We start from the raw sequence: 16,580 nt of genomic DNA, 5'->3' as shown, positions 1-16,580 counted from the left end.
CCCGCCATGAGCCATCTCACCGGAAAACGCGTCGCCATCCTCGTCGCCGACGGCTTCGAGCAGTCCGAGCTGCTGGAGCCGCTGCGCGCGTTGCGCGAGCACGAGGCCGGCGTCGACGTGGTCTCGCCCGAAAACGGCAAGGTGCAGGGCTTCGAGCACTTCGACAAGGGCGAGCAGGTCCCGGTCGACGTGCAGCTGGCCGACGCCGACGCTGCCAACTACGATGCGCTGGTGATCCCGGGCGGCCTGTTCAACCCGGACAAGCTGCGCGTGGACGAGAAGGCGCTGGCCATCACCCGCGCCTTCTTCGAGGCCGGCAAGCCGGTCGCCGCGATCTGCCACGGGCCGTGGGTGCTGGCGAATGCGGACGTGCTCGAGGGTCGCACCGTCACCTCGGTGCCCAACATCCGCAGGGACCTGGAGAATGCCGGTGCGAAGTGGGTGGACGAGGACGTGGTCGTCGACCAGGGCCTGGTCACCAGCCGCACGCCGAAGGACCTGCCCGCGTTCTGCGCGAAGCTGGTCGAGGAGATCGACGAGGGCAGGCATCGCGGGCAGCAGCGCTCGGTGGCTTGAGGGATCTTGCATCCGACATCGCGATGCCGGCGACACCCTCTGTCATTTCGACCGCAGGGAGAAATCTGCTTCCCGCAGCCGGACAGAAGATTTCTCCCTGCGGTCGAAATGACAGGGGGGCGCTGCCCAATGACAGGGGGGGCGCTGCCCGAGGCGCGCCTAATCGGTCTCGTGCCGCCAGTTGACCGAGCCGCGGCTCTCCAGCGTGCTCGATTCGATTTCCACGTCGAAGCCCTTGCGCAGCAGGTATTTCAGCGTCAGCACCTGGCCAGTGCCGAGCAGGGAGACGCCGAAGCCGACGTAGAGTTTCGGCGAGAGCTGCTTGCCGATGCCGAGCACGCTGCCGCCGAGCGCGCGCGATTCCATCACGCCGGCATCGTCGAGGCCGATCCTCGAGCCGAGCTGGCCGGCGAGCATGCTGCCGCCGGCGGTGAGCGCGGCCGAGGCGGCATCGAGCTGGCGGCCCTCGGCGCTGGACAGGTTCGACAGCGGCCGGCCGAGCGCGAGGTAGGACAGGGCCTGTGAATCGTCGGTCGCGGGATCGGTCCACACGCTGGCCTGCGGCGCCGAGGCGCGGCCGGTGACGCTGATGCCGGCGGTGATGTCCTGCGCCTCGATCCTGCGCTCGGCGCGGATGTCGAGCAGCGGATCGGACACCGGGCCGTTGAAGGTGAGTCGGCCGCGCGTGACCTGCAGCTTCTGCCCGTAGGCGCTGTAGCGGCCGCCGACTTCCAGCGTGCCGCTGCCGGTCATCTCGCGACCTGGCTGCGCGCGCACGCGCATGCTGCCTCCGAGGCTGCCGTCGAGGCCGAAGCCGCGCAGCCGCACGTCCTCGCCCATCGCCAAGGTCAGGTCCAGCGCCAGCGGCGAGGCGCCGGTGTCCTCGGGATCCTCGGGGTCGAGCACGACCACGTCGGGTGAGGCCGACACGCCCTGGTCCAGGCGCTCGAGGTCGATCATCGCGCTCGGCACCGTCACCGTGCCGGTAACGGTGAGCGGCTGGCGCGCGGCGTAGCGCACCTCGATGTCCGGGTTGGCGATGATGCGCAGGTCGCGGGTGTCGGAGGCCAGCACCTTGTCGCCGGTCAGGTGCAGGATCAGCGGCGCGCCGGCGTCCTGCCAGTTCAGGCCGCCGTCGATGTTGAGCGCGCCTTCGCCGGACTGCACGCTGCCGGCGATGCGCGCGCTGCCGTCGGGCTGCGCCTGCAGGCGCACGTCGCCCCGTTCGAGCACGATGCCGAGCGAGGGCAGTTCGGTGCTGAACTCGCTCAGCCGCGCCTGCCCGCCGAGCGAGGGCTGTGCGCGGGTGCCGCCGAGCGCGATGTTGGCCGCGAGCCGGCCGCTGGGTTCGACGATGTCGCGCGAGAACAGCTCCAGCCAGGTCAGTTCGTCGGTGTCGGCGTCGATCTCGCCGTCGAGCGGCGAGGTCGCGTCCCAGCCGGTCGCCACGCGTGCGCGCACGTGGCCATCCTCGTTGAAGATCGTCGCCAGCGTCGCCTCGATGCGCGCCGGGTTGAAATCGGCATCGAGCTGCAGGTCGCGGTAGCTGATGATGTCGCGGCGCGAGCGCTCGCTGTTGCGCAGGCCCCCGTCGGCCGAGTGCAGGCTCACGTTCCCCTGCCAGGCCTTGCCCGCGGGGCGCAGCTGGCCGTCGAGGTCGATTGCGCCGCGCAGCAGCCACGGACGACCGCCGTCGCGCTCGGGCAGCCAGGGCGTGACCAGCGACAACGGCAACTGCTGCCCGTCGAATGCCACGCCGCGCCGCGGCCAGTCGGCTTCCGCGCACAGCGCGCCGCCGTCGGACGCGGCGAAACAGCTGCGCGACAGCGTCCAGTTGTTCCCGGCCTGCGCATAGCGCGCCGGCGACTGCAGGCGCCAGGTCGCACCCTTCGACGGCGCCAGCTGCAGCGACGACACTTCGCCGCTCCAGTTCACGCCGCGCTTGAGCGCCGTGCCCTGCAGCGCGACCGACCCCATCGCTTCGCTGCGGGCCTGCGCATCGAACTGCAGGTTCTCGACCGCGCCGCGCGCCTCGACGCGGACCTCGTCGAGCGCAATGCCGGCGCTGATGCCGCTGCCGTCGAGCACCAGCGTGCCGCTGTCGCGCGACCACGGCAGGCGTCCCTGCGCGCGCAGCGACGCCGCGGCATAGTCGCCCCAGCGCAGGCCGCTGCCGGTGAGGTCGGCGCTGAGGTCGGGCGCGCTGCGCGGACCGGCCGCCTGCAGCGTGCCGCGCAGCGTGCCGGCTGCATCGGGCAGCAGGTCGGCGAGGTTCAGGGGGGCGAGCGTGGCATCGAGGTCGATGCGCTCGCGCAGCGAGCCGCTGGCGTCGATGCGGCTGTCGCCGAGCGTCAGCGCGGCGTCGCCTTCGTAGTCGGTGCGCGCCTGCCCGGTGGCGGGGCCGTGCATCGCGAACGAGGCCTTGCCGCCGAGCCTGCGTCCGCGCAGCGTGCCGCCGAGTTCGTTGGCGTCGACGCCGATGTCGAGCCCGCCGTCCGCGCGCGTCGTGCCGGTGGTCGCGAGCCTGCCGTTCACCGCGCCGTTCCAGCCGGGCGCGAAATAGCCGGGATCGAAGCCGGCCAGCGTCGCGTCGACCTGCCACTGCAGTGCGGGCGCCCAGCCGACGCTGCCGGTGGCGTCGAGCGTGCCGCTGGGCATGGCCGCGCGCAGGGTCTTGAGCGTCATCTTCTCCAGGTCGCCGCGGCCCTCGACATCGACCGTGGCGTCGAGCTCGTCGCGCGCGATCGTGGCCTTGCCGACGGCGGCCCAGTCGCTGCTGCGACCGGCGATGCCGAAGTCGCCGTCCACGGCGATCGCCGGCGCGGGATCGGCCGGCGTCGGATCGGCGGCATCGGGCTCGCCGCCGAAGCGCAGGCCGCGCGCGTTCACCGCGAGCTTGAAGCGCGCATCGAGTGTTTCGCGGAAATCGCCATGGCCATTCGCGGTGATGCGGCCGTCGAAGAGGTCGACCACCAGCGGTTGCACCTCGAGCACCTGGTCTTCGAGCTTCACCTTCGACGGCTGCAGCACCGCATGCAGCGTGCCCCGGGTGAACTCGCCCTGCAGCTCGGCCGCGCCGCCGTTGCCGTCGGCGGACAGCGAGAACGCGACCGGCGTGCCCGGTTCGCCGCTGCCCGAGAGCAGGCCGGGGTCGAGCGCGTCGGAGTTCGCGCGCAGGGTCCAGCGCTTGCCGCGCAGGGTGAGGTGCGCGCGCAGCGGGTCGGGCGCGTGGCCGGACAGGGCGACGTCCATGGTGTCGAGGTTGCCGCGCGCGACCAGGCCGATGCGCGGGCGCGGGCGTGGGAACGGCGCCGGCAGCAGCGCGCTGGCGGTCAGGTCGGTGCGGTAGTGGTCGTCGGGCGCGTAGACGCCGTGCGCGGTGAAGCGGCCGCGGTCGCTGTCGACGGCGATGTTCTCGAGCTGCAGTTCGCCCTGCTTCGCGTCGATGCCGCCGCGCAGCGTGGCGATGTCGATCACGGGCTGCCCTTCGCTGGTGACGACCAGCCCGTCCATGCGGATGCTGTCGGCCTGCAGCGACAGCGGCAGGTCGATGCGCGGCAGCACCTCCGGCCAGGTCGGCATCTCGAACGGCTTGTCGCTCTGCGGCAGGTCGAGCGCCGCGGCCTCGATGACGAGCGCGTCCAGGCGCAGCCGGCGCCCGATCAGCGGCGTGATCGCCGGATCGAGCACGATGCGCTTCGCGGTGAAGGTGAGCACGGTCGGTTTCGTGCAGTCGCCATAGGCGACCGGCTTGCCGTCGACGTCCGGGCAGCCGCGCTGCACGTAGCGCACGTCGTGCATCGTCAGCGGACCGGAGGCGGGGCCTTCCGCGCGCGACCAGGCCAGCTCGGTGCCCGCCGGCAGCGCGCCGGCGATGCGCGCGAGCAGGAAGTCGCGGCCGCCGAAGGTCGCCAGCAGCCAGTACAGCAGCACGGCGCCGAGCACGACCAGCGCCAGCGTGCCGATCGCGCTGCGGATCGCCAGCACGCGCATGCGCCGGCGGCGGCGCTCGCGCAGTTCGGCGATGCGGGCCTCGCGCTCTTCTGGCGTGAGGTCGTCGGGCAGTCGCGGGCGGCGTCGGAAGGCCATTTCAGAACTCCGCGCCGATGCTGAGGCCGATCGTGAACGGCGAGTCGGGCGAATCGAGCCCGCGCGCGATGTCCAGCTTCAGCGGACCGACCGGCGAGCGCCAGCGCGCACCGATGCCGACGCCCGTGTGCCAGTCCGGCGAGGTGCCGTCGAAGGCGCTGCCGCCGTCGACGAATACCGCCGCGCCCCAGTCGCCGAGGAAGTAGCGCTCGTACTCGACGCTGGCGGTGACCACGTTCTTCGCGCCGGCGGCGAGGTAGCCGGTTTCGCGCAGGTTGCCGTCCTCGTCCTCCTTGTAGCGGACGATGCGCGGCCCGACCTCGCGCCATTCGTAGCCGCGGATGCTGCGGTCGCCGCCGGCGTAGAAGCGCAGGCTCGGCGGCATGTCGACCAGGGCGTTGGTCCAGGTGTAGCCGGCCTCGCCGCGGATGATCAGGCGGCCGTCCTCGCCGATTCCCTTGAAGGTGGAGGCGCGCGCGTGGAACTGCACGAAGTTGGCGTCGGAGCCGATGCCTTCCGCGCCGCTGCGCAGGGTCAGCGATCCGCCGATGCCGCTGCGTGGGAACACGCGGTCGTCGACGTTGATGTACTCGGCGCGCACCGACGGGAAGGTGAAGGTCGCATAGCGATACTGGAGCGGTGTCGCCGGGTCGTCGTCGGCTTCCGTCGGATAGGCCCAGCGCTCGCGCAGCAGGTGCAGCGACGCCACCAGGTTGACCTGCCGGCTGTACTGGCCGCTGCGGCTGCCGACCAGTTCGATGCGGCGCGTGTCGATGTAGTCGGTCTGCTCGTCGTAGGCCTGCGCGCTGACCGTGTACCAGCCATCGCGCCAGGCGAAGGCGGGGATGCGGTACTGCAGGGTGAGCGTCTTGCGCTTCTGCGCGTAGTCCAGCTGCGCCAGCGCCTTGTGCCCGCGGGTGTTGACGTAGCGCCGCTCGACGCCGAGGCGGATGCCCGCGCCGCTGTCGGTGCCGAAGCTCACGCCGGCGGTGTAGATGCTGCGCTTGGCCGGCGTCAGCTTCACCGCGACCGGCACGCGCTTGTCGACCGCGCTGGCCGGGTCGGGGGTGATCTCGATGTTGCCGAAGTAGTCGAGCTGGGCCAGCGAAGTGCGCAGGCGATCGAGGCGGCCCTGGTGGTAGTACTCGCCTTCTTCCCAGTAGACCAGCTTCTCCAGCAGGTCGTCGCGGATGATGTGGCGCTCCTGCTCGAACGTGGTCGGGCCCATGTCGTAGCGCTCGCCGCTGGTCCAGACCAGGTCGATGTCGGCGGCCTGCTGCGCGCGCGTCACCTCGACCCGGCGCGAGGAGAAATCCGCGTCGAAATAGCCGCGCTCGGTCAGGCGGCGGCTGATGCGGATCTTGCTGGCCTCGTAGTCGGCGTGGTTGAAGATGGCGCCGGGCGAGGGGAGGAAGGCGTCGAGGTCGGCCTGCAGGTAGCGGTCGCGGCCGCCCTCGCCGATGATGGCGATGTCGGAGTTGCGCACGCGCACCGGTTCGCCCGGGTCGACGTGGACGGTCACCGACACGCTGCCATTGCCATTGCCATTGCCGCGGCTGCGCCCGACCTCGACCGTGGCCGAGTAGAAGCCGAACGGCTCCAGCGCTTCGCGCGCCTCGTTTTCGGCCTCGCGCAGCAGGTAGGCCAGGCGGCGCCCGCTGACCTCCTTGCCGATCGTGTCGACCAGCGACAGCGAGACCCGCACGTTCTCGGTCATCTCCTCGTCGAGGCCGGTGATCTCCACGTTCCCGACCACAGCCGCGCGGGCCGCGCCGGCTGCGAACAGGAACAGCGCGGCGGCGGCGAGGATGCGGTGGGGGAGGCGCATCGGGGCAGGATACCGAAGGGCAGTCAAGGATCGATTAACGATTGCGCTTCTTCGAGTGTGGAGCAGCTTGCGTCGAGTGTGTCGTGAACGGACGGCCCCACCCCAGCCCTCCCCCGCAAGCGGGGGAGGGAGTTGGCAGCGATTGCTCTTGGCCCCCTCCCCCGCTTGCGGGGGAGGGCTGGGGTGGGGGCCCGCGTCCGCGGCAAGAACTCCGCCGCCGCACCATCCGCTGATCAGGCCGACAAATGCTCGATCGCAGCAACGCTGCCAAGCCGATCCGCAAGCCGCTTGAGCAGCGCAAGCCGGTTGCGCCGCAGGTCCGCATCCTCGACGTTGACCATCACCCCGTCGAAGAACGCATCGACCTGCGGCCGCAGCCGCGCCAGGTGCGCCAGCGCGTCGACATAGTCGCCGTGCGCGAGCGCGTGCCCGGTCTCCGCATAAACCGCCTCCACCGCCTCGGCCAGCGCGGACTCGGCCGGCTCGCGCAGCAGGTCCTTGTCCTCGATCGCGGGGATCTCGTCCGTGGACTTCTTCAGCAGGTTGAGGATGCGCTTGTTGGCCGCGGCCAGCGCCTCGGCTTCCGGTAGTTGCGCGAACGTGCCGATGGCGTCGATGCGGCGGTCGAAGTCGTAGAGCGAAGCGGGCTTCAGTTCGGCGACGGCGTTGAAATGCGAGGCGGGTACGCCCTTGTCGGTGTAGTAGCCGCGCAGACGATCGAGGATAAAGTCATAGAGTTCGTCCGCTCGTTCGACATAGCGAACCTCAACGCTGTCGTGAGGCAACCCGATGCTGGCGGGCAGGCCGGCTTCCGCAGCCTGAGAAACCATTGACTGTGCTGTCTCGAACTTCCTTCTGGCACCCATCAACAAGAGTGATTCTTCAAGACAGATAATGGTCCTGTCGAGAAGCCGCTGGACATCCAGATTAAATCCGCTCTCGATGATCGTCCGCGCCAGCCCCAGCGCATTGCGCCGCAGCGCGAACGGATCCTTGTTCCCGGTCGGCTTCAGCCCCGCCGCGAAGCCGCCCGCCAGTGTGTCGAGGCGATCGGCGATCGCCAGCACCTTGCCCAGCGGCGAAAGCGCGATGTCGTCGCCGGCGAAGCGCGGCTGCCAGGCTTCGTCGATGGCGTTGGCCACCGCGCTGCGATCCTCGTGCGACAGGTCCGACAGCGAGGCGTCCTGCATCGCGTAGTGGCGTCCGGCGATGCCCTGCAGTTCCGGGAACTCGTTGACCAGCCGCGACTGCAGGTCGGCCTTCGAGACCAGCGAGGTGCGCTTGGCCAGCGCGGCGTCCACGCCCACCTGCGGCGCGATCGCCTCGGCCAGCGCGGCCACGCGCGCGACCTTGTCGGCGACCGTGCCCAGCCTGGCCTGGTAGGTCACCGTCGCAAGGCCGTCGTTCATCGACGCCAGGCCCTGCTTCATGTCCTCGACGAAGAAGAACCGCGCGTCGGCGAAGCGCGGGCGGATCACGCGCTCGTAGCCCTTGCGGATCTCCGAATCGTCGGCCGGATCGACGTTGGCGACGCCGATGAAGCGCGCCGTCAGCCGGCCGCCGTCGTCGAGCACCGGGAAGAACTTCTGGTTGGCCTCCATCGTCGCCACCAGCGCTTCCTGCGGTACGGCGAGGTAGTCGTCCTCGAACGCGCAGGACACCGCCTTCGGCCATTCGACCAGGCAGGTCACCTGCGCGAGGTTGTCGGCGTCGATGCGCGCGCTGCCGCCGGCGGCACCGGCCGCGGCCTCGACCTGTTCGACGATGCGGCGACGACGCTCGTCCGCGTCCACCAGCACCTTCGCGCCGCGCAGCGCGTCGACGTAGTCGTCCGGCGTGGAGATCCAGACCTGCTTGTCGTGCAGGAAACGGTGGCCGCGGCTCATGCGGTCGGCGCGGACGCCGAAGACTTCGCCCTCGACCACGTCCTTGCCCAGCAGCAGCACCAGCCAGTGCACCGGCCGCGCGAACGCGAAGGCGTGGTCGCCCCAGCGCATCGGCTTGGGGATCGGCATGCCGGCGATGGCCTCGCGCAGGACTTCCGGCAGCAGCGCGGCGGTTTTCGCGCCGGCCGTCACCGAACGATGCACGAAGCGCTCGCCCTTGGCGTCGCTGGCGCGTTCGAGCTGCGTCCACTCGACGCCGGCCTTCGCCGCGAAGCCCTGCAGCGCCCTGGTCGGCTGGCCGTCGGCGTCGAGCGCGATGTTGAGGTAGGGACCGAAGACTTCCGAGGCCTGCTCGGGCTGTTCGACCGCCACGCCCGGCAGCAGCACCGCCAGCCGGCGCGGCGTGTACAGCGGTTTCGCCTCGCCGCGCTCGACCGCGATGCCGCGCTTGTCCAGCGCCGCGAGCACGCCGTCGAAGAACGCCTGCGCGAGCCCGGGCAGCGCCTTGACCGGCAGTTCCTCGGTGCCCAGTTCGATCAGGAGTGGTTGCAAATCGGACATCAAAAACCCCGTGCTTTGAAGTCCTCCCCTTCAAGGGGGTGAGGACAAATGTTTGCGAGCCACTGGCTCGCATTTGTCCGAACGCCCGAGCGCTGCGCGCGAGGGCCGGACGGATTTAGGTGGGGATGGTGTCCGGGCGGCGACGCGCTCAACACCATCCCCTCCCCAGCCCTCCCCTTGAAGGGGAGGGAGTGGTATCACGCCGCTTGCTTCTTCAACCCCGGAAACCCGAGCTTCTCCCGCTGCTCGTAATACGCCTGCGCCACCGCCTGCGCCAGCCGCCGCACGCGCAGGATGTAGCGCTGGCGCTCGGTGACGCTGATCGCGCGGCGCGCGTCGAGCAGGTTGAAGCTATGGCTGGCCTTGGTCACCTGGTCATAGGCGGGCAGCGGCAGGCCGAGCTCGACCAGCTTGAGCGCCTCCGCCTCGCAGGCGTCGAAGCGGTGGAACAGCTCGGCCACGTCGGCGTGCTCGAAGTTGTAGGCGCTCTGTTCGCGCTCGTTCTGCAGGAACACGTCGCCGTAGGTCACCGTGCCCTGCGGACCTTCGGTCCACACCAGGTCGTAGACGTTGTCGCAGTTCTGCAGGTACATGCACAGCCGTTCGAGACCGTAGGTGATCTCGCCCAGCACCGGGCGGCATTCGAGGCCGCCAGCCTGCTGGAAGTAGGTGAACTGGGTGACTTCCATGCCGTTGAGCCAGACCTCCCAGCCCAGGCCCCAGGCGCCGAGCGTCGGCGATTCCCAGTTATCCTCGACCAGGCGCAGGTCGTGCAGCAGCGGGTCGATGCCCAGTTCCTTCAGCGAGCCGAAGTACAGCTCGACGATGTTGTCCGGGTTGGGCTTCATCGCCACCTGGTACTGGTAGTAGTGCTGCAGGCGGTTGGGGTTCTCGCCGTAACGGCCGTCGGTGGGGCGGCGCGAGGGCTGCACGTAGGCCGCGTTCCACGGCTCGGGGCCGAGCGCGCGCAGGAAGGTGGCGGGATGGAAGGTGCCGGCGCCGACCTCGAGGTCGAGCGGCTGGATCAGCACGCAGCCCTGCGCGGCCCAGTAGGCATTGAGACGGGTGATCAGGCCCTGAAAGGTGACTGGCTGGAAGGTCGGGGCGGCCATCGGGCGGATGCGTGCGCAGGGCGCGCTAGTATAGCGGCGGACCTCGCAGCGGCCGGGTTTTCCGGCACCGGAGCCACGTTGAACGAATCGCTCGCCTCGCGCATCCCCCGGCCCGCCACGTCGCTGCCGCCCGGCAAGCTGGCGCTGGAGCCGGTGATCGCGGCGCTGCTCGCCGACGGACTGCTCGCATCGAAGGATGCCGAGCACGCCCGCGCCAGCGCCCGCCACGTGCGCGGCCTCGACGCGGTGCACCCGCTGGTGCTGCTGGCCAACCTCAAGCTGCCGTCGGCGGCGCGGCCGGGCAGCGAGCTGGGGCTGGAGGCGCTGACCGAATGGCTGGCGAAGGCCAGCGGCCGGCCGTACCTGCGCATCGATCCGACCAAGATCGTCGTGGCCGAGGTGACCGAGCTGGTGTCGCACGCCTATGCCCGCCGCCACCGCATCCTGCCGGTGGAGGTGACGCCCGACCGCGCCCGCATCGCCACCAGCGAACCGCTGGCGCTGGACTGGCTGCCCGACGTGCAGCGCCTGCTGCGGCGCGAGATCGAACTGGTCGTCAGCAACCCGCTCGACCTGCACCGCTACACGATGGAGTTCTACGGCGTCACCCGCTCGGTGCGCGGCGCGCAACACGACGGCGACAAGGCCACGCAGGCGCCGACCTTCGAGCAGCTGGTCGAACTCGGCCGCGCCGGCGACGTCAACGCCGACGACCACCACATCGTCAACATCGTCGACTGGCTGCTGCAGTACGCCTACGAGCAGCGCGCCTCCGACATCCACCTCGAACCGCGCCGCGACGTCGGCCGCGTGCGCTTCCGCATCGACGGCGTGCTGCACAAGGTGTTCGAGATGCCGCCGCCGGTGATGACCGCGGTGGTCAGCCGCATCAAGGTGCTCGGCCGCATGGATCTCGCCGAGCGCCGGCGCCCGCAGGACGGCCGCATCAAGACGCGCTCACCCGGCGGGCGCGAGGTGGAGATGCGCCTGTCGACCATGCCCACCGCCTTCGGCGAGAAGTGCGTGATGCGCATCTTCGACCCGGACACCGCGTTCAAGAGCATCGAGCAGCTCGGCTTCGACCAGGACGAGGCCGAGACCTGGCACGAGCTGACCAACCGCCCGCACGGCATCGTGCTGGTCACCGGCCCCACCGGTTCGGGCAAGACCACCACGCTGTATTCGACGCTCAAGCGGCTGGCGACGTCCGACGTCAACGTCTGCACCGTCGAGGACCCGATCGAGATGATCGCGGTCGAGCTCAACCAGATGCAGGTCCACCACCAGATCGACCTGACCTTCGCCCAGGGCGTGCGCACCCTGCTGCGCCAGGATCCCGACATCATCATGATCGGCGAGATCCGCGACCTCGACACCGCGCAGATGGCGGTGCAGGCCTCGCTCACCGGCCATCTCGTGCTCTCGACCCTGCACACCAACGACGCGCCCTCGGCGATCACCCGCCTGCTCGACCTCGGCCTGCCGCACTACCTGATCGCCTCGACCCTCAACGGCATCCTCGCCCAGCGCCTCGTGCGCACGCTGTGCCCGCACTGCAAGGCGCCGAAGAAGCTCAGCGCCGAGGCCTGGCACTCGCTGCTGCCCGGCCCGCACGCGCCGCCGGTGCCGGCGACGGTGAACGGCCCGGTGGGTTGCCTCGAATGCCGCAACACCGGCTACCTTGGCCGCGTCGGCATCTATGAACTGATGCCGATCACCCCGTTGCTGCGCGCGCTGGTCCGGCCGGACATGGAGCTGGCTGCCTTCACGCGTGCCGCCGTCGGCGAGGGATTGCGCACGCTGCGCGTGGCGGGTGCGGAGAAGGTCGCGCAGGGCGTGACGACGGTGGAGGAAGTGCTGACGGTGCTGCCGCCGCAGGAATAAGTGGTTGGCGGAAAGGAGTGCGCGGGCGTTCCGGCCCCCACCCCAACCCTCCCCCGCAAGCGGGGGAGGGAGCAACAGCCGCGTGCTTTTGAAACTCCCTCCCGCGCCTGCGGGGGAGGGTTGGGGTGGGGGCCACCGCGCCAGCAATCCACAACCGCGCGAACACCACGCCACGCAACCTGCGATCCATCACCAATGCAGTAGCATGTCGCCATCGTGGCGCAGGCCACATCGAAGGCGGAACGGATCATCATGTCGACGCGGGCAATGGGGCCGGGCACCGGCTGGTCGTGGCTGGCACGGGCGGTCAACCTCGGGCGCCACAACCCGAAGGCGGTGATCGGCGCGATCGCGCTGGTGGCACTGGTGGCGGTGGTGCCGAGCATCGTGCAACTGGTGGCGCAGCCGGTGTTCGGCGCGCAGCCCGATGCGCTGCTGACGGTGATCGGCCTGACCACGCTGGTGTCGCTGGTGGTGTTCCCGCTGCTGATCGGCGGCGCGCTGCGCGTGATCGACGCCGCCGAGCGCGGCCGGCCGGCGGGCGCGGGCGCGGTGTTCGACACCTTCCGCGCCGGCAACGGCGCCGGCCGACTGATTGGCTTCGGCCTGTTGATGACCGCGATCTACCTGCTGGTCTTCGGCACCATCGTCGGCACGTTCGGCAAGGGCCTGCCGGAGTGGTACATGCAGCTGATGCAGCTGAGCATGGAGGCGGGCGGCAAGCCGGTGCAGCCCGACGACATCCCCGCGCCGCCCGCGGGCCTGGGCATGGTGATGGCGCTGGGCCTGCTGTTCGGCCTGTTCCTCGGCGGCGCCTACGCGATCGGCTTCGGCCAGGTGGCGCTGGGCGGGCGCGGGGTGTTCGCGGCGATCGGCGACGGCCTGGCCGGCTCGCTGAAGAACCTGCTGCCGATCGTGGTGATGGCGATTCTGTCGATCATCGCGCTGTTCGCGCTGACGCTGGTGGTGGCGCTGGTGGGCGGCCTGCTGGCGCTGGTCGGCGGGCTGGTGCATCCGGTGCTGGCGATGCTGCTGGTCGCGCCGGTGTACCTGGGCATGATCCTGCTGATGTACGTGGTGATGTTCGGCGTCATGTACCACATGTGGCGCGACATCTGCGCCGAACCGGTGGCGCCGCCGCCGCTGCCGGGCAACCAGGTCGAGCTCTGACGCACCAGCCGTCATCCCCGCGAAGGCGGGGACCCAGCGTCTTCATGCAACAGCAAAATGGATGACCAGCGCTTCGCGCTGTTGAAAAGCGCTTCCCGCCTTCGCGGGGATGACGGGCGGAGTTGCGTTACAGCAATGCGTCGAAGGCGCGCTGCATGGCGGCGTTGGCCGCGAGGAACAACCAGGCCGTCGCGGCGATGGCCAGCACGACCTGCAGGGCCAGCCAGGCGCCCGCCCACGCGGGCAGGCGCGCGTCGGCGCGTGCCTGCAGGACCTGCGTGCCGGCGATGCGGTCGTGCAGCGCCTGCCGCCGCGGCGGTGCGAGCGCCAGCAGGTGGCCGATGTTGAGCGTGAGCCACGACAGCGCGCCGGCGAGGTGGCGCGCCGCGGCGCGCGCCAGTCCGATGCGCGCGCCGCCGGCGTCGACCACGCGCAGGCCGAGCAGGCGCTTGCCGGGCGTCGCCTGCCATGGCGAGGCCTCGGACAGCGCGAACCAGGCCAGCGCCAGCAGCGCGGCGGCCAGCAGGGGCGGGAAGACGGTGGCGGCAATCGCGTCGGACAGCGCGGTGATCGCCTCGCGCTGCCGCGGATCGGCCAGCCACTGCCGCGCGAGTTCCAGCGGCGTCACGCCGTAAAGCAGGTCGGCCATCGCCCGCGCCATCGACTGCGCCAGCGCGTCGAACGCGGCGGCGATGCGCGCGCCGCCGTCGCGGATGCGCGTCGCGCAGGCCAGTGCAGCGAGCAACAGCACCACCGCGATGTCGATCGACCAGGCGGCGTAGCGGCGCGGGAACGAGGCCGGGCCCCATGCCGGATGTGCGGCCGCCGGCGTGGCCGCGCCGCTCATGCCTCGTCGGCGTCGGCCGCGCGCTCGGCGTCCTTCGGCGCGACCAGGCGCGCGGCGATGATGCCGGCCTCGTACAGCAGGCACATCGGGATCGCCAGCAGCAGCTGCGAGACCACGTCGGGCGGGGTGATGATCGCGGCGAGGATGAACATGCCGACGATGGCGTAGCCGCGCCATTCGCGCAGCTGCGCCGGCGTCACCCAGCCCAGCAGCACCAGGATCACCAGCGCCACCGGCAGCTCGAAGCTGATGCCGAAGGCGAGGAAGATCACCAGCACGAAGTTCAGGTAGGCGTTGATGTCGGTCATCATCGCCACGCCATCGGGCGTGATCGCGGTGAGGAAGCCGAACACCGCCGGCAGCACGATGAAGAACGCGAACGCGCAGCCGGCGTAGAACAGCCCCACCGCCGACACCAGCAGCGGCAGAGCGAGCTTCTTCTCGCGCTTGTACAGGCCCGGCGCGACGAAGGCCCAGGCCTGGTACAGCAGCCACGGCATGGTCAGCAGCACCGCGGCGAAGAACGCCAGCTTGAGCGGCGCGAAGAACGGCGAGGCCACCTCCACCGCGATCAGCTGCGCGCCCTGCGGCAGCTTGTCCAGCAGCGGCTGCGCGAACCAGCCGTAGAGGCGGTTGGCGAAGGGCAGCAGCGCGACCAAGGCGATGACCAGGCCGGTGATCGCGCGCAGCAGGCGTGAGCGCAGCTCGACCAGGTGGTCGATCAGGCTGCCTTCGCCCTCGTCGTGCTCAGCGCTGGCGGCCATCGTCCCCGTCCGTGTCGTCCGCCGCGCCGCCGAGCAGGTCGGGCTGGTGCGGCGCGTCGTCTTGCGGCTGCGCGATGTCCTGCGGCGGTTCCGGTTCCGGTTCCGGTTCCGGTTCCGGGAGGGCGGCGGGTTCCGCGGCGTCCACCGGCGCGGGCGCATCCTCCTGCGGGGGCTCGGCGACGAGGCCCGCGGTCGCCTGCCGGCGCAGGCCCTCGATCTCGCGGCGCGCCTCGTCCTCGGCCGCGCGCACCTTGGCCTGCACCTCGGCCTCGGTTTCCTGCATGGTCTTGTGCAGGTCGGTCGCGGCCTGCTTCGCGTCGTGCAGGCTGCGCTTGAGCTCCTCGGCGGCGAGTTCGCGCTCGAGCTCCGACTTCACCGAGTACCACTGCGCGCGCGCGCGTCGCACCCACAGCCCGGCGAAGCGCGCCGCCTTGGGCAGGCGCTCGGGCCCGAGCACGATCAGGGCGACCACCGCGATCAGCAGCAGTTCGGTGAAACCGATGTCGAACATGGCGGCGGCCGCGGTCCCGCGGCGTCAGCGCGAAACGGTGTCGTCCTGCCGGGGCTTGCCCGACACGGTGCCGTCGCGCTCTTGCGACTGCGACTGGTGGTCGAGCTCGCCGGCGGGCTTGTCGTCGTCGTCGCCCATGCCCTTCTTGAAGCCCTTCACCGCCTCGCCCAGGTCGCGGCCGGCGCCGCGCAGGCGCTTGGTGCCGAAGATCAGCAGCACCACGACCAGCACGATCAGCCAATGCCAGATGCTGAAACTACCCATTGCATGTTCCCGCCGAACCGTGAGGAACGCTCAGGATACTCCACGCCGGCCGGCGCGGCCCGGCATCCCGTCGCGGATGAACGTCCCGTCGCCCCGTGGGAGCGCCTTCAGGCGCGATGCCTGTCGTCCGAGTCCGGGTTCCGCATCAAAAGCGTCGCGCCTGAATGCGCTCCCGCAGGTGCTCCGGCGCCTCAGGGCGTTTCCGGCAGCGGTTCGACCAGGGCGGGGTTGTCGTTCACCGGTTCGAACGGCTGCGGCTGCGGATCGGCGGTCGGGGAGGTCGCCAGCGGCGCGGTGCTGGCGCCGGTCGGGTCCGGGTCCGGGTTCGCGGTCGCCACCGGCGCGGCCGGCCGGGCCTCGGTGCCGCGCGCGGCGCGGGCGGCGGCGGTGGCTTCTTCCAGCTGGTCGCGGAACGAGACCACGGCGTCCGAAGGGGCCTGCGCGGCGCGGTTCTCGAAGATCGCGCGCGGCGTGCTGCTGGCGCCGTAAACCTGCCGGTTGGCGTCGTTGTCGATCTGCAGCACCGCGCCGTCGAGCGCGACGCCGGCGAACAGGCCGCGCGCGCGCGACCACGACCAGATCTCGGCCTTGAGCTGGCCGTCGGTGGCGGCCGAGGCGTTGCGCCCGACCGGGCCGGCGGCGACGCCGGCGTCGGCGCCGAGCGTGACCTTGCCGTTGACGATCGATTCGAGGCTGCGGTCGTTGCGGAACACCAGCACCACGTCGGCCGACTGCACGCCGGCCTGGAAGCCGATGCTGCCGCCGGTGATCTTGACGAAGCTCGGGTTCGACCAGGTGCCGTCGGGCGACTTCACCGACAGCAGGCCGTGGCCGCGGCGGCCGCCGAGCACGAGGCCGACCTTGAGCGTGTCGGGGATGACGATGATCGCGCGTGCCTCGTCGAGCAGCTTGTCGGGGATGGCCGATTCGGGGATGGCCTGCACCTCGTTGAGCACGCGCACCGCGTCCTTCGCGCGCGAGTCCTCCTCGGGGCCCGCGACCGCGGTGCCGGCGGTGAGCGTCAGTGCCAGCAGCGAGGCGAGCAGCGTCTTCCTCAGCAGGGGCGTCGGGCGGGAACGGGGCATCGG

12 protein-coding genes are annotated in these 16,580 nt (G+C 70.9%); 3 read left to right on the top strand and 9 right to left on the bottom strand.

Going from position 1 to position 16,580, the window contains the following annotated elements; all coding sequences use genetic code 11:
- Window positions 1–6 precede the first annotated feature (6 nt).
- The gene (locus FQY83_RS12985; RefSeq protein WP_146388383.1) at window positions 7–576 is read left to right on the top strand and encodes a type 1 glutamine amidotransferase domain-containing protein; all 570 of its coding nucleotides are present in this window, start codon (window positions 7–9) and stop codon (window positions 574–576) included.
- Between the two features lie 159 nt (window positions 577–735).
- Here the strand turns inward: FQY83_RS12985 and FQY83_RS12980 are convergent, their stop codons facing one another.
- From FQY83_RS12980 to glyQ, 4 genes are all read right to left on the bottom strand, one after another.
- Entirely contained in the window at window positions 736–4,665 is a 3,930-nt protein-coding gene (locus tag FQY83_RS12980; RefSeq protein ID WP_146388382.1) for a translocation/assembly module TamB domain-containing protein, read from the bottom strand.
- Window position 4,666: 1 nt separating this feature from the next.
- Window positions 4,667–6,493 (bottom strand): autotransporter assembly complex protein TamA, encoded by a 1,827-nt coding sequence (locus FQY83_RS12975; protein WP_146388381.1) that lies wholly within the window; start codon window positions 6,491–6,493, stop codon window positions 4,667–4,669.
- A 233-nt stretch (window positions 6,494–6,726) separates the two neighbouring features.
- Window positions 6,727–8,940 carry a glycine--tRNA ligase subunit beta gene (gene glyS / locus FQY83_RS12970; protein WP_146388380.1) on the bottom strand — a complete coding sequence of 738 codons (2,214 nt, stop codon included), beginning with the start codon at window positions 8,938–8,940 and terminating at the stop codon, window positions 6,727–6,729.
- A gap of 197 nt (window positions 8,941–9,137) precedes the next feature.
- Window positions 9,138–10,052 carry a glycine--tRNA ligase subunit alpha gene (gene glyQ, locus FQY83_RS12965; RefSeq protein WP_146388379.1) on the bottom strand — a complete coding sequence of 305 codons (915 nt, stop codon included), beginning with the start codon at window positions 10,050–10,052 and terminating at the stop codon, window positions 9,138–9,140.
- 78 nt (window positions 10,053–10,130) lie between these two features.
- On the opposite strand from glyQ, the gene tfpB reads away from it, so the two are divergent.
- Both tfpB and FQY83_RS17610 read left to right on the top strand, forming a co-directional pair.
- On the top strand, window positions 10,131–11,936 hold the full coding sequence (gene tfpB, locus FQY83_RS12960; RefSeq protein WP_146388378.1) for a type IV pilus assembly ATPase TfpB: 1,806 nt from the start codon (window positions 10,131–10,133) through the stop codon (window positions 11,934–11,936).
- Between the two features lie 252 nt (window positions 11,937–12,188).
- Window positions 12,189–13,106, top strand: coding sequence for a hypothetical protein (locus FQY83_RS17610; protein ID WP_158636504.1), 918 nt, complete (start codon window positions 12,189–12,191; stop codon window positions 13,104–13,106).
- A 127-nt stretch (window positions 13,107–13,233) separates the two neighbouring features.
- On the opposite strand, the gene FQY83_RS12950 is transcribed toward FQY83_RS17610, so the two are convergent.
- The 5 genes from FQY83_RS12950 to FQY83_RS12930 all read right to left on the bottom strand — a co-directional run bounded on the left by FQY83_RS12950 (window position 13,234) and on the right by FQY83_RS12930 (window position 16,553).
- Window positions 13,234–13,953: an RDD family protein gene (locus FQY83_RS12950; protein WP_146388377.1), complete on the bottom strand. Its 720-nt coding sequence runs from the start codon at window positions 13,951–13,953 to the stop codon at window positions 13,234–13,236.
- Window positions 13,950–14,717, bottom strand: a complete 768-nt coding sequence (gene tatC, locus FQY83_RS12945; protein ID WP_146388376.1) for a twin-arginine translocase subunit TatC — start codon at window positions 14,715–14,717, stop codon at window positions 13,950–13,952. The genes FQY83_RS12950 and tatC overlap by 4 nt, the downstream gene beginning before the upstream one ends.
- Window positions 14,701–15,228, bottom strand: a complete 528-nt coding sequence (gene tatB, locus FQY83_RS12940; protein ID WP_238333496.1) for a Sec-independent protein translocase protein TatB — start codon at window positions 15,226–15,228, stop codon at window positions 14,701–14,703. The genes tatC and tatB overlap by 17 nt, the downstream gene beginning before the upstream one ends.
- Before the next feature lie 24 nt (window positions 15,229–15,252).
- On the bottom strand, window positions 15,253–15,492 hold the full coding sequence (gene tatA, locus FQY83_RS12935) for a Sec-independent protein translocase subunit TatA (RefSeq protein WP_146388375.1): 240 nt from the start codon (window positions 15,490–15,492) through the stop codon (window positions 15,253–15,255).
- A gap of 191 nt (window positions 15,493–15,683) precedes the next feature.
- Window positions 15,684–16,553, bottom strand: coding sequence for a lipid-binding SYLF domain-containing protein (locus tag FQY83_RS12930; RefSeq protein ID WP_192906710.1), 870 nt, complete (start codon window positions 16,551–16,553; stop codon window positions 15,684–15,686).
- Window positions 16,554–16,580 lie beyond the last annotated feature (27 nt).

This window comes from Luteimonas marina, assembly GCF_007859325.1.
In the GTDB taxonomy this organism is placed as follows: domain Bacteria; phylum Pseudomonadota; class Gammaproteobacteria; order Xanthomonadales; family Xanthomonadaceae; genus Luteimonas; species Luteimonas marina.
Note: the sequence above shows the minus strand (reverse complement) of the source record. Positions and strands in the feature narration are given on the sequence as shown.

Coding starts and splice junctions, on each gene's coding strand:
- tatB (WP_238333496.1), bottom strand. CDS start 15,228: ATGTTCGACATCGGTTTCACCGAACTGCTGCTGATCGCGGTGGTCGCC.
- glyQ (WP_146388379.1), bottom strand. CDS start 10,052: ATGGCCGCCCCGACCTTCCAGCCAGTCACCTTTCAGGGCCTGATCACC.
- tatC (WP_146388376.1), bottom strand. CDS start 14,717: ATGGCCGCCAGCGCTGAGCACGACGAGGGCGAAGGCAGCCTGATCGAC.
- FQY83_RS12980 (WP_146388382.1), bottom strand. CDS start 4,665: ATGGCCTTCCGACGCCGCCCGCGACTGCCCGACGACCTCACGCCAGAA.
- FQY83_RS12950 (WP_146388377.1), bottom strand. CDS start 13,953: ATGAGCGGCGCGGCCACGCCGGCGGCCGCACATCCGGCATGGGGCCCG.
- glyS (WP_146388380.1), bottom strand. CDS start 8,940: ATGTCCGATTTGCAACCACTCCTGATCGAACTGGGCACCGAGGAACTG.
- FQY83_RS12975 (WP_146388381.1), bottom strand. CDS start 6,493: ATGCGCCTCCCCCACCGCATCCTCGCCGCCGCCGCGCTGTTCCTGTTC.
- FQY83_RS12985 (WP_146388383.1), top strand. CDS start 7: ATGAGCCATCTCACCGGAAAACGCGTCGCCATCCTCGTCGCCGACGGC.
- tatA (WP_146388375.1), bottom strand. CDS start 15,492: ATGGGTAGTTTCAGCATCTGGCATTGGCTGATCGTGCTGGTCGTGGTG.
- FQY83_RS17610 (WP_158636504.1), top strand. CDS start 12,189: ATGTCGACGCGGGCAATGGGGCCGGGCACCGGCTGGTCGTGGCTGGCA.